This window comes from Rhodanobacter sp. ANJX3 (assembly GCF_014200755.1).
GTDB lineage: Bacteria > Pseudomonadota > Gammaproteobacteria > Xanthomonadales > Rhodanobacteraceae > Rhodanobacter.
The window spans coordinates 253,327-265,826 of sequence record NZ_JACHCM010000001.1 but is presented as its reverse complement, the minus strand read 5'-3'; the positions used below and the strand labels follow the sequence as shown (position 1 = coordinate 265,826).

General features: G+C 53.6%; 11 protein-coding genes. 2 read left to right on the top strand and 9 right to left on the bottom strand.

Annotated elements, in window-relative coordinates:
- Window positions 1-17: 17 nt before the first annotated feature.
- From HDE76_RS01065 to HDE76_RS01040, 6 genes are all read right to left on the bottom strand, one after another.
- Window positions 18-500 (bottom strand): flavin reductase family protein, encoded by a 483-nt coding sequence (locus tag HDE76_RS01065; protein WP_184504885.1) that lies wholly within the window; start codon window positions 498-500, stop codon window positions 18-20.
- Between the two features lie 73 nt (window positions 501-573).
- Window positions 574-2,115, bottom strand: a complete 1,542-nt coding sequence (locus HDE76_RS01060; RefSeq protein ID WP_184504883.1) for a tryptophan 7-halogenase — start codon at window positions 2,113-2,115, stop codon at window positions 574-576.
- A 90-nt stretch (window positions 2,116-2,205) separates the two neighbouring features.
- Window positions 2,206-3,216, bottom strand: a complete 1,011-nt coding sequence (locus tag HDE76_RS01055; RefSeq protein WP_184504881.1) for an iron-containing redox enzyme family protein — start codon at window positions 3,214-3,216, stop codon at window positions 2,206-2,208.
- Window positions 3,217-3,267: 51 nt separating this feature from the next.
- Window positions 3,268-4,902, bottom strand: coding sequence for an AMP-binding protein (locus HDE76_RS01050; protein WP_184504879.1), 1,635 nt, complete (start codon window positions 4,900-4,902; stop codon window positions 3,268-3,270).
- A gap of 58 nt (window positions 4,903-4,960) precedes the next feature.
- A complete protein-coding gene (locus tag HDE76_RS01045) occupies window positions 4,961-5,458 on the bottom strand; it encodes a heme-binding protein (protein WP_179476505.1) in 498 nt (165 codons plus the stop codon).
- Between the two features lie 84 nt (window positions 5,459-5,542).
- The gene (locus HDE76_RS01040) at window positions 5,543-8,089 is read right to left on the bottom strand and encodes a beta-propeller fold lactonase family protein (protein WP_184504877.1); all 2,547 of its coding nucleotides are present in this window, start codon (window positions 8,087-8,089) and stop codon (window positions 5,543-5,545) included.
- Window positions 8,090-8,506: 417 nt separating this feature from the next.
- On the opposite strand from HDE76_RS01040, the gene HDE76_RS01035 reads away from it, so the two are divergent.
- On the top strand, window positions 8,507-8,776 hold the full coding sequence (locus tag HDE76_RS01035; protein WP_184504875.1) for a hypothetical protein: 270 nt from the start codon (window positions 8,507-8,509) through the stop codon (window positions 8,774-8,776).
- 21 nt (window positions 8,777-8,797) lie between these two features.
- A complete protein-coding gene (locus tag HDE76_RS01030) occupies window positions 8,798-9,409 on the top strand; it encodes a TetR/AcrR family transcriptional regulator (protein ID WP_184505677.1) in 612 nt (203 codons plus the stop codon).
- Window positions 9,410-9,494: 85 nt separating this feature from the next.
- Here HDE76_RS01030 and HDE76_RS01025 read toward each other — a convergent pair whose 3' ends face one another.
- The 3 genes from HDE76_RS01025 to HDE76_RS01015 are packed head-to-tail and all read right to left on the bottom strand — an operon-like array spanning window position 9,495 to window position 12,475.
- Window positions 9,495-9,896 (bottom strand): VOC family protein, encoded by a 402-nt coding sequence (locus tag HDE76_RS01025; protein WP_184504873.1) that lies wholly within the window; start codon window positions 9,894-9,896, stop codon window positions 9,495-9,497.
- 12 nt (window positions 9,897-9,908) lie between these two features.
- On the bottom strand, window positions 9,909-11,324 hold the full coding sequence (locus HDE76_RS01020; protein WP_184504871.1) for a chorismate-binding protein: 1,416 nt from the start codon (window positions 11,322-11,324) through the stop codon (window positions 9,909-9,911).
- A complete protein-coding gene (locus HDE76_RS01015) occupies window positions 11,321-12,475 on the bottom strand; it encodes a 3-deoxy-7-phosphoheptulonate synthase (protein WP_255481368.1) in 1,155 nt (384 codons plus the stop codon). The genes HDE76_RS01020 and HDE76_RS01015 overlap by 4 nt, the downstream gene beginning before the upstream one ends.
- Between the last annotated feature and the right edge of the window lie 25 nt (window positions 12,476-12,500).

Below are 12,500 nucleotides of genomic sequence, written 5' to 3'. Positions count from 1 at the left end.
TCATCGGCACGCCGCACCTATTCAATTAGCAAGGGCCGATAAGCGCCTCCAAAGAACACCAGCGGCTTGCCTTCCGTATCGCTGGAAAATTTGTCGACGATGGCGATAAGGATGTCGTGATCGCCAGCCTCCATCCGTCCCCAACTGCAGCATTCGAAATGAGCCAGCGCCCCCTTGATAAAGGGCACGCCGCTCCCGGCGATCGAATAGTCCTCCGGGCTCATCACATGATCTCCCGCTCTCGCGTATCGATGAGATATATGTGCCTGATGGTCCGACAGTACGCTTATCGAGTAGCTCTCCAAATGTGAGAACAGTGGATAGCACAGCGATTGCTTCTTGATGCTCCACTGGATCAAGGACGGATCCAGTGACAGAGACGAAAAGGAATTGATCGTCATGCCGATCGGGGCACCCATGTCGTTGACGGCCGACACAACGCAAACCCCGGTCGTGAAACGGCCCAAAGCATTTCGATACTGCTTCTCCCCAAGGTCCATAGCGCCCCCCTTCGTATCATCGTATTCGCACGTCTGCATGCCGCTTTTAGCATGCAACCCTTGCTCAGCAGAATTACCCGATCACCGCAAGTTCCGCCGGCTCTTCGTCATACTCATACATATGCATGACCCTTCTCGGATACACACCGTGCATATCGGGATCGCCGTATTTGCGGAAGTTAAACGGCTTCATGTCTTCGCGAATGAACTTGGCGAGTGCCTCGGCATCATCTTGGCTCACTACGTCGAGCTTCGAGTACTCGATGACCTTGTTGTAGATCGCTTCGAACTTCTTGACGAATTCCTTATCGCCGGCGCTCAACAGAAGATGCTTGAGGTCCATGGCCTTGCCCGCACCGCCCTTCTCCAGGTAGCTCTCGGTACCCATGAAGCAGAAGAAGCAATAGTTCTTGAAGATCTCGAAGTGCTTGAAGGTCTTGTACATGCCGTCCACCATCTTGGCGACATGGAAATATTCCGTCTTGATGGCTTTTTCATAATCGAGCAGCAATTTCCGTTCGAAATGCTTCTTGGGGAACATCTGCGTGTGCAGGATGTCTACCAACCGGTGAACGGACATGAATGTTGCCGCCAGACCCGTGCTGAACCACGCATCTAGCCCGTAAGCGGATGCCGGCAACATCGCCCAGCGATCTCCAGCCAGTTCCTTGTTGATAAACTGCAGCCGCTTGGTCTTGATAAACGGCATCAGGGTTTCTCGCCCTTTTAGCAGCTCCGAAACCATGGGGTACTTGTCGATTATTCCCCAGAATTCCGCGCTGGCTTCCTTATCGTTCATCGGATACAGATCAATGTCCAGGTTGACGCCGACACTGGTCACCCCGTTGTCGAATGGAATGAACCATATCCAGCCGCCATCGAAGCAATGATGCTGGGTCGCCCGCGATCTTGGCACCGGCGAACGATCCGCGTAGGCAGGATGCTTTTTGATGGTGTCGTCGAAAGCGCCGATATCCTTGAAATGGGTAAAGATGCATCGGCTCTTGAGCGGCGTATCCAAAGCGTCGCCTTCCAGCTTGAGATCGAATTTCCGGCCGATCACGGAATTGAAGCCGGTGGCGTCGATCACAAAGTCTGTGAGGACGGTATAGCTCTCCTCGCCCTTCTTGCAGTCGAGTTCCGCGCATTCCTTCTTGAACACGATGTCTTCCACCGAGGTCTTGTCCGAGTACTCGACGCCATACTTGATGGCGATATGGACCATGCGCTCGTCTGAATAGGCACGGTTGTATTGCGCATCGACTTCCGGCGTCTGGACGATTACTTCCGGAAACGGACCGTATTGATCAGGAGTCGTCTGGCCTTCCTTGTGCACAAAGTATTGGAACAATTCTTTTGGACCGCATACAACATCTTTCTGCGTAGCGATGATGCTGTCGTAGGTCGACATCTGGTCGATTTCGGGAATGTCGTACTTACGGCTGATGTACCGCATCTTCCTGCTCAACGCCGGCGTGCCGGATTCCCCCAACGCAAATCGACGATGTGTCCCTCTCTCGATTAGCAGTACTTCGTAGCCTAGTTTTGCCAGCACCAAAGCACACGCGCTGCCGCCCATTCCACTTCCGATAACCGTTACATCATATTTCTTCATGACCAAGATCCTCGTGACGATTGGCTACACCTATCCGTCTCCGCCGCTTTGCGGCGGAGTTCCGTGATCTCGTAAATGGAGAGTCTGCTTCTACGCGGTCTGCGCTTGCGGCTCCAATTGATCGGCAGCGATCTTCCGGCCCTGCGACTCAAGCCTGCGCCGAAGAATTCCTGACAAAATACCGTCATATACGCCAGCGCGGGCATCCAGCATGCGCATGGCTGCGGTGTAGGTCTTCTCGAAATCCGAACGAGAGCGGATATAGGGAAGGCCCGCGGCGAACCATCCATCACCGTGCGATTCATCCAATTCGCAATGCACTACGAAAAACTTGACCAGCTTCTCGCTCAATCCACGCTTGCGAAGATTCGCCAGAATCCTCCTCTGCTGCGCGGGAATAGTCAGCTCAAGTGCCCCCATACCGCCCAGGCCATACTGCAGACCATCCGCGAACCAGCAAAGGTTCATCTTGGTATTGAGCAGATGATAGGTCTCCGGATTCCAGTCGTCCTCTCGCGCACCGCCGAAGTGCTCCATCAGCGGCTCGAACAGGTTGGGATGCGCCTGCTCAAAATCGCCTTGGCCGAATTCGTCGTGCAGGTTTTCGTACAGTTCCTCGCGCATCTTGAATGGCACAAATAGACTGTATGCAGCAACATGCAGATGGAAACGCTGCATGTTCACTCGATAGTTCGACAAAAAGTAGCGAATTTCCTCATCGCTTAAATCATTTTTGTCGAAATAGACAAACAATTCGTGGTCGGTGACACGATGCTCGTGGATTCGAGCCTTGAGCCATTCGATGAACTCTTCCGCGTCGACGATGTGCGCCGGAATATGCGCCTTGGGGGCCATTTCTTTTTCGACATTCTCGATCAGTGAGCGAATCTTCCATTCCAGCTCGCTTCGCGGAGTGCCCAAGGCAAAACCTTCCGACATCAACTTGATATTGAGATGGAATAAGGTTTCCTGCAGCGCGCCCCACAGGGGAGATCTTTTATTGGAGAGAGCCTCCCTAACGATCCCGTCGACTTCGCCGATATATCCTAACGATCGCATCACGTCGAATTTTGCTTGCGGATAGCTGGCCAACTGTTTCATATATAGTCCTTAATAGAAATGAAATAGGGGGAGATAAGCAGCGATTTGACGTCAAACCACTCCCAGTTTGGCCGTCTGTCGCTTCATGACTTCGTCTTTCAATACGCCTTTAATGACTTTTCCCGTCGCTGTCTTCGGAATAACAGCCTCCAGCACAAGGCCGGGAACCTTGAAATCGGGGAGATTCTTCCTGCAATGATCCAAGATCGCCTGTTCATCGACTTCCGCATGGACAGCGCGCTCGTATAACAAAATTATTATTGGCTTTTGCCCCTCACCGTCCATGCCGACGACGGCCACATCCTTTATGCCGGTGAGTTGGCTTGCTACGTTTTCGATTTCAACCGATGAAATGTTTTCCCATCCATAGGGTGTTTCTACGTAGATCAAATCCTTCATGCGATCCTTTATTTCCAGATAACCATCCGGATGCACCACCGCCATGTCGCCGCTATGGAACCATCCATCCTTAAAGGCATTTTCCGTTGCCCGCAAATTGTCGAAATAACCTTGCGCCACGGTGTTGCCAGCCATCAGCACCTCGCCCAGCGTTTCGCCATCCCATGCCACATCGCGCATGTTCTGATCGACAACCCGAAGACCGATGCCTGCATGAATCCCTGCTATACCCTGGCGTATACGCAGCTTCATTTGAAGCTCCTGGGGTAGGTAGTTCCATTCGTCGCGCGCCTCGCAAACTACAAAAGGTCCGCAGGTTTCATTCAAGCCGTACTGATGAATCAGATCGACGCCCAGCGCCTTCATGGCTTTGATCAGGTGCGGTGTCGGGCTGGCGCCGCCGGTCAAGACCGTCACCCCGTGCAGTATCGACGCGTTGAATATCTCGTCCGTCAGATGGCGTACCAGCCGCGGCGAACCCGCAAGATGCGTAACATGATTCGACACAATGCCGAGCTTCAGCGAGGCCGGCGTCAGCTGGATCGCCTGTTCGTCAACAATTTGCCTTGCCCCAACAGCGACTGCGGCCCACATATGTCCCCAGCCATTAACGTGGAACATTGGTAGGGACCAGTAGTACACCGATGACGAAACCAGGTTCATCATCATCACTTCGCCCAAGGCATGCAGGTAGGCCGCGCGGTGGCTGTAAATCACCCCTTTCGGATCGCCCGTTGTTCCCGACGTGAAGTTGATGGCGATCGGATCGTTTTCCGAACGAATATATCGATCGAGCGGGATAACGGAATCGTACCTATGCTGCTCGACGTCGAAACACCGCAATTTGGTGTCGATATCATTTGGCGACGACGACGCGTCAAGCAACACCACAATGTGACTGGACAATTCCTTGAAGAGCTCGCGATGCTGACGAACAAGTGAGCCGCTCGCCAGGATCACGCGTGCTCCGCTGTAGAGAATCTGCTTACGGATGTCCTGCGAGGGAAGCCACGGATTGAAGGAGACAATGATGCCGCCGACCGCAGGAATGGCGTAATGCGCTTCGATGGATCGCGTGGAATTATGGGTAAGAAGCCCCACCCGGTGACCATATTCGATACCCAGGCTTCGCAATAGCGCGGCCATGCGCCGGGCACGAAGCAACAGTTCTCCAAAACTTATATCGCCGTTACCTGACGTCACCGCTACCTTATCTGATAGATAACGGCCGCATCGCTCCAGGAATGTAAGCGGAGTCAAATTCACAAAGGAGTGCGTATTCTTCACGTCGTTTCCTCTCGATCCATCAAATAGAAAAAACTCTTCGAATAGCGATTATTCGGTGCTATCTAGGTAATTTTCCGGCGATCCTCCTTACGCCTTCCGCAGCGCATGCTTCATCCTTATCGCCACCGGGAGCACCGCCGACACCCAACGCAGCGACGATCGCGCCATTCGCCTTAATCGCGACCGCTCCGGGCAATAAAGCGATGTTGGGGATGGTTAAAAAGGACGGCTCACTCGGTTTTCCGTTAAAGGCGGCGGCGGCCTGGGAGCTGGTGTCAAATTTAAAAACCGGCCCTAGCGTCACGACCGTATAAGCCTTGCGGAACGCGGTGTCCTTGGTGTGAACCGTGCTACCGTCGCTCCTTAACAGGATGCGCATCTCACCGCTCATATCGACTACCGCGGCGCCAACGTGATATCCGCGCGCTGCGCAATATTCAATCGCCCCTTGCGCCGCTTGCAACGCAAGATTCAACGGGAGCTCATATTGTTGCTGTGCATGTACTTCGCCACCGAGCGCGCATAAGGCTACCGCCAACCATACCAATCGATTCATTTGCCACCTCTAAAAAATAACGGCTTATTTGACGAGCAATGACATCTTATGAAGAGCATGACGATTGAACAGACCGCTACGCGCTTAAAACGGATCCGTACTTGCATCGATCGATTCGATAAATTTCACCAACACAGCCTGTGCTTTGGGATCGAATAGCGAATCCGTTTGTGCCGACAATCCGGCACTGCGATGATTGACATCGGAAACAACACATCTCAGCGTTTCGCAGGCTCCGTTGTGGTAATACGGCTGTAGGTTGTAGGTCCCCAGGATGGACGAGATGCTGTAGCCCGATCCCTTGCCGTCGCCGTTGAAATCGAAGCCAAGTGCCTTCAACCCGCCAGAATCCGTCTCTACACCGCCAATCGCTGGATAGCCTTCGATTGCATTGCCGGAGCCGATGACGTTCAAGTTGTACGAATTGATACTTTTCAAGTATCGGTACAGGAACTGCGATTGATTGGCGCCAGTGGACGCGGCTTCCATCTCGATATCGCTATCGGCCGGCGGTGAGATGAAGTCCTTGGAACTTGCGCTCCACTTACCACTGGAATGACAACTGCTGCATCTGGCGCGCTGAAAAAGTTGCCGGCCCGCGGCGATATCCGCATCGTCGAAACCGCCAACCGGATCGCCTCCGCGCATCAACAACTCCTGCTTCGTCAGCGGGCGGTTGGGAGTACGAATGCCGTAATGCTGCCATTCTTTCATCGCATCTAGTCCCGGTACTTCGACCGTACTGCCCGGCAACTCAACCGTTGGCTGGGGTCTGCCCGCATTCGGCACCGTGAAAGCCGTCATGATGCATGGAGCTTCGGCAAAGTCGTGCCACTGGCCTATGACCAATCCATGGTCGGGATCGATCGTGCTTTCGGTAACGGAGGGATAACCCGGCGTCACCACGCAAGGCAAAGCTTCGGTCAACGGACCGGGACCTGAGACATTCCGCGTGTTGAAGTCGGCGTCCTGCACTTCGTCGAAGATCGCCGAAGCGTCGATGATGCGCTGATCAAGCGGATTTCTCGGATTAAATGTGCCATTGAGAGCCAGGGTTTTTCGCGGGCCGGTATTGAATTGCCAGATCACTCCATCAGTCAGTCCTACCGGATGGCAGCTCGCGCAGCTCTGCCGCCCTTTCTCGGACATGCGATTCCTGCTTGATCCAATTCCTGAGGGATTGACGAAGTTGCCGCGCGAAGAAAAGAACAACTCCGCGCCGACCAGTATCTTCTCGGCTTCCGAACCCGGCGTCGGCAGGCTTTCTATTTGAATAACCTTAACGACTTTGTCGGCATCGAGATCGACCACCGACACATTGCGCGACACATAATTCAACACATAGGCAAAACGGCCCGCTTTATTGATGACCAGGCCTATAGGATTCTTGCCAGCATTCTCGCCGCTAGTTGCCAGCACATCTGGATCATTGAGATCGATATAACGGGTGGTTGTGCCATTGACGGTAAAGCCAAGCGCACCGTTATCGAGCACTCGCAGCTTCACCAGCAGATCGCTGCCGCCGGAAGCCACATAGGCATAGCCGCCACCGCTCTGCGTGGTGAAGGCAATCGCATCCAAGTTGGCGAAATAAAGCTCTTGCTTGCCGGACTCGGGAACCCTGCCACCCAAGTGAAGATTAAGGTCGCCAGCGTCGCTAGGCTTGACTTCAACGTTATCAATCGCGTTAACGAAAGCCTGCGTATCAGTCTTATAATACAAAGGACCGGAAGGAGACGCTGCAATATTGGGAAGATATGCGGCCTGTCCACGTATCACAATGCTGTGCAGCTGATTAGGAAACGCGTAGGTAGCATTCCCTTTCGTATCAAGAAAACCGCTGTTCTGTGGCGCCATGCGGACTACTACCGGATTTGCCAACGCAGTCGCCGCTGTGCTCCAGGTGTCCACGCTTAGTCGGCATACGACGCCCTCTTTCCCCATATCGTCGCGCTGCACGCCACCGTTTGAGGTGAACGAAAGGTAGCGCGTAACTAACAAATAGCGGCTGTCACCAGTGATGGCCAGCGCACCCGGCTGAAAGTGCCTTTCATGATTGGGTTGATTGCATGCACTGTTCCTCAGGTCGTAAGTACCCAGGATGCGTTGGTCTTTGGCATCAATCCAGGTAATGGTGTCTTGGCTGCGGTTTGCGACAAACACTCTTTTGCCGTCGGGCGAGACCACTACGCTTCTCGGTTCCGACCCGGTTGTCAGTCTGCCGTCCTGAGCTGCGCTCCGATCCAACGCAGCGAAAAATCGATTAGGGTCGGCATTAATCACTTTGATCACGGAAATCGTGCTATCGGCAGAGTTAGCCACATAGGCGTATCGTCCATCAGGCGATACGGCTACGCTCCTAGGGTCCCTGCCTACCGCAATTGTTGCAATCAATCGCTGGGTGTCGGTACGAACGACTGTTACGCTATCGAAGTCCGGATTCACCGACCACAGAAATAAGTCGTCCGAACTAAGTGCTATCGGACTCGAATAACTCGACCTCAAGCCACCGAGGTCAGTTGAGCGGGAGCTCTGTGCATAAGCCGAAAACACCATCGTATGCAACGCAATGCCTAAAAACAACGCATAGCGGCTGACTTTATGTACAACACTTATATATGCCTGAAACATATGGCTAATCCCTTTAAGCCGAATAAGTTTTAAATGCCTACATATCATCCAGCGAGATCCTCCCGCCATACATGGCAAAGCGTGCCCGCGCCTTGCGCAACCATCACCGCGATGTTCTGCTTTTATATAGTCCCCAAAAATCCTCAGCTTCGGACGAAGTCGTCATTATTCCGAATGACTATCAATCCCTGCCTCGAATAACCCCCAAATCCGCTCGCCATCTGCGAATCATGCTGCCATGATCTGTATTATTAAGATTTACGTATGAAACTAAACATACATCACCGGTTACTATATGTTACCGCCGGATCAGCTAGGCAACTTACATAAATATGCTATTCAAAAAAGATTACAGATTAATAAAAAAGAAACGATTTGGATTGCATTACATAATTCTCGATGTTACGATCGAATTACATGAAACGCATCAGTTCACTATTTAAAATAGAGCACACCTACAAAGTGCTTAAGCTGCAGCCTATGGCGCATAGAACGATGCTTACTGCTCTTCAGCAACCATTTTTCGAACGCAATAAAAGCACCACCATTACAATGAATGGGCAAATCCAACAAATCCATCCCCGTCGAGGGCCGTTGAAGCCATCCACTAATTTCCCATGGCAACATAACTATCGTTATCCGATCTTACATAACGATAGTTATGCTGTCAACAATATCTACGACTGAATCTACAGCGATTTGCAAGCCATGGATTATAGAGACGAACAAAAGAAGTTGACGCGTCAGCGCATTGTGGACGCCGCAGGTCGCGGTTTTCGCAGAGGCGGCTACGGCGGCATCGGCGTGGATGGGCTGGCGAAAGAAGCTGGCATGACCTCCGGTGCGTTCTACGTGCACTTCGATTCGAAGAAAGCGGCATTCCGGGAATCGATGCTCTTGGGGATCGCCGAGTTGCACGATGGCGTGAAATATCTGCAAGCCGAGCACGGTGCCGCGTGGTGGCCCGAGTTCGTGCGCTACTACCTGAGCGTCAAGCGCACCTGCGACCTTTCTGATAGCTGCGCCTTGCAAAGCTTGCCGCCGGAAGTCGCCCGACTAGACGAATCACTGCGCGAGGAATTCGAAGCCGGCCTGCGCCGCATTGCCAAGACCATCGTGGAAGGCCCTTCGTCACCGATCACACCTGCAGACGAATATGCTGCTTGCGCGGCCCTGGCCTTGCTCACCGGCGCGGTCACTCTGGCTCGCGCCGTTGCCAGCGAGGATCTAGCCGAAAAGATCGCGCAAGGCGCTCTGCGCGTATTGCTGCCGACATCAGCAAAGAAGAAAATAGTAGCGGCGAAGAAGAAAAAGAAATAATCGACTCGCTGCTTTTATCCTCAAGTATTGAGCCTGCGTAAGCTCGGTTACCCGGACTTGATCTGGGGTAACACAGCATCCCAAGCTAAGCCCTCGCTGTGCAGTTCAGCATCCACTGCACGCCAAATTTATCGGTGAATTTTCCGTAGTAGTCACCCCAGGGCTGCACCGCCAGCGGCGTCGTGACATTGCCTCCTTCCGACAAGCTATTGAAAAGGAGCTCCGTTTGCGCCCGATTTTCGAGCATGAAGATCATGGCTGAGCCCCTCATAGGCTCGGCATCGTCATTGTCCGAGGCAAATAAATTGACGCCCTGCCCCGTAAATTGGGCATGCATGATTTTTCCGCGCATCGCTTCCGTTCGCACCGGCATGCCGTTCTCGCCGTGGCGGACCATGGAGACGACCTTGCCTATACCGCACTCGGTATAAAACTGCAATGCTTCTTCGCAGTGCACCGTAAAAAATAGATAGTTTGAAAGTTGCATCGCCGCCTCCGTTTATAAATACACCGCAAACTCGTTATTTAGGAACGGCTGCATCTTGTTCGACGTCTCAAGCCATTCCCGATACGGATCGCTGCGTTTGACGATACCGCTGCCCGCGTAAACGCGCACTTCATCACCGGTCATTCTCGCTGTGCGAATAGCCAGCGCAAAATTGGCGTCATCACCTAAAGTGAAAAAGCCAAAGCCACCGGTAAAGAAACCGCGCTCGATCTGTTCGTGACTGCGTATGCGCGCTCCACTCAGTAGCACGGGTTTCCCCCAGATCGTCGCCGGTGGATAAATCGCGGCCAGCAAATGAAACACGTTGATGTCAGGTCTAAGCTGACCAGTTATGGTGCTTTTGAGATGCTGCACATAACCAAGATCGAGGACGCCTCGCGATTCAAGCTGCTCGATTGACTCGGGAATGCATACGCTACTCAAATTATCGTAGAACATGCGTGCCGCGGTCTCATGCTCCTCGATTTCCTTACCATCGCTAAGCAGCTCGTTACGATAGCGCTCGCTCTTGTCCTTGAAGTTAGAGCCTTTTCGCGTTCCCGCCAACGGTTCCACCACAACTTTTTCGCGCTGCTTCTTTACCAGCATTTCGGGCGAAACCCCGACCCATGCATCACCACCGGACCATCGAAAGACGTATTCGTAATGAGCAGTTTTCTTGCCTGAGGCAGCCATCTGCAACAGTTCGAGAGGCGAAAGCTCGGATTGGTGGAACAGCCTCACCTCGCGGCAGATCACCACTTTGTCTAGCGCTTCTTGCGAAAGCTCGCCTATAAGATCTACCAGGTTATCGATGTACTCCCTGCACTCGGGTATGTCCCTGCGACGACTCACCCTAAGCTGGCTATTGGGCGATATGTCGCGTGGTAGGTCGACGATAGCTCCGCCGGGATACGGACATTCCTCGCTGTCGAAAAAACTGAATTGACACTCTTCGGCACTCACCCGGCACGTTATGCGCGGTATGGTGAAGATCAGCGGCTCCTCCAGGTTTTCCGGGTGAGTGCCGCATCGCCATCCGCCAAGCAGAACGGTTGAAGTCGGCAATCGATAATGCTCTGAGAGAAAGGAACGCAGTTCGTCGATAAAGCTCGCCGCATGGCGAAACACTTCCTCGTGCAAATCGCCGCCGTCGAGCCGATAGGTAGATTCACGCTCGACGACATCCCGATGCATGAGCCGCATGCGAAGCGTGCTGCCCTCCTTGTGCGTCTCGACCTGGAACTCACTGCCTACCCCGATGATCGAGAGCGTTTCTTCGGGCGATACATAACTGAATAAGCCAAGGAATTCGTTTGACAGGCCCGGGTACAGAATCTCAAACCGTTGCGCGATGGCTGCGCCGACGACACCTGTCGCCAGATCCGGGTGTGGATTGTTGAAAGTGTGGTGCTGCAGCGTAGTCACTGAATGCCCCTGTACGCTCGCGCCAGATCGCTACAAACATGAAGTACCTGGAGGAAATCGAGCCGCGAAGCACGCGATGCAACACTCTTTCCATGTTGTATTTGCGTGGCATGTTCAATTTCCAGCCGCAGGCCAGCCAACACACTGCCCTCGTCGGCGTGCAGCAGCGCGGTATGTTCGACCTCCGCGATAACATCGTCTATCAGCGGGCAGGTCGCGTCATGTCGGTCCACCGAATTTACCCACCATGGATCGCACATCCATACCGCCGGCGCCGCCGCTTCTCGCAGCACCTGTATTAGATGTCTCAACCCGCTCAATTGCCTCCCAAGGCTTGTCACCAGCACGATCTTGCCCGGTTCCCGAGTAGGATTGAGTTGCATGTAGATGTCGAGAAGCTGTGCTGCCGAAAGTTGCGGACCAACACGTATCCCTATCGGGTTGAGCACACCCCGCAGAAATTCCAGATAGCTGCTGCCAGAAAAGAGATTGATGCTCTCGAGCCATAGCAAATGCGCGCTAGAGGCGTAAAATCCATCAGAGATGCTGCCACGACGGACCAGCGCCTCCTCGAAGTGCAGGTTCGCACCTTCGTGTGAGATGTACGGCTTGAATTTACCGTGGCGAATCGCCCTCAGTGCGTGCAGCGAAGCCTCGTAGGCCATCAGCATGCGGTTGGCGTTCGGGCTGCGTCCGCGCGGATCTGGCGAAACTTCATTCACCATGTCCCCGTAGTAACTCGTCATCGTGATGCCGTCGATGACTTCAGTCGGGTGCACGCAAGATCGCGCATAATTGCCGGCAAGCACACCGATCGGCAGCACCGGCATGTCGAGCATGATGGTCAGATACTTGTGCACCGATTCAAGGTTCTTCACCTGTTCGCGCACGAGACCGGAACTGACATCCTCGAAACACTCCTCGGCATTGCCAAGCTGAAGGGCAAACACCCGACCCTCTGCCGCCGCTCGCAGCTCGACCTTAAGCGCGTGCACTTCCGCCACGTCCACTAGGCCCGGCAGGCGCGACAAGCTCGTCACGACCTTGGCGAGGTTCTCCTCCTGCGGGTATGAGGGCATATGCTTTGGTTCCTTGTCACGCCACCCGTGCGGAAGCCATCGGTCGTGTTCCTGCGACTCATGACTATTCATATCCTTTCGCCCTTATGGAGAAGAG

Excerpts from the sequence above, each read along its gene's own strand:
- HDE76_RS01065 (WP_184504885.1), bottom strand. The coding sequence starts at position 500 with ATGGACCTTGGGGAGAAGCAGTATCGAAATGCTTTGGGCCGTTTCACG.
- HDE76_RS01060 (WP_184504883.1), bottom strand. The coding sequence starts at position 2,115 with ATGAAGAAATATGATGTAACGGTTATCGGAAGTGGAATGGGCGGCAGC.
- HDE76_RS01035 (WP_184504875.1), top strand. The coding sequence starts at position 8,507 with ATGAAACGCATCAGTTCACTATTTAAAATAGAGCACACCTACAAAGTG.
- HDE76_RS01015 (WP_255481368.1), bottom strand. The coding sequence starts at position 12,475 with ATGAATAGTCATGAGTCGCAGGAACACGACCGATGGCTTCCGCACGGG.
- HDE76_RS01040 (WP_184504877.1), bottom strand. The coding sequence starts at position 8,089 with ATGTTTCAGGCATATATAAGTGTTGTACATAAAGTCAGCCGCTATGCG.
- HDE76_RS01030 (WP_184505677.1), top strand. The coding sequence starts at position 8,798 with ATGGATTATAGAGACGAACAAAAGAAGTTGACGCGTCAGCGCATTGTG.
- HDE76_RS01025 (WP_184504873.1), bottom strand. The coding sequence starts at position 9,896 with ATGCAACTTTCAAACTATCTATTTTTTACGGTGCACTGCGAAGAAGCA.
- HDE76_RS01055 (WP_184504881.1), bottom strand. The coding sequence starts at position 3,216 with ATGAAACAGTTGGCCAGCTATCCGCAAGCAAAATTCGACGTGATGCGA.
- HDE76_RS01045 (WP_179476505.1), bottom strand. The coding sequence starts at position 5,458 with ATGAATCGATTGGTATGGTTGGCGGTAGCCTTATGCGCGCTCGGTGGC.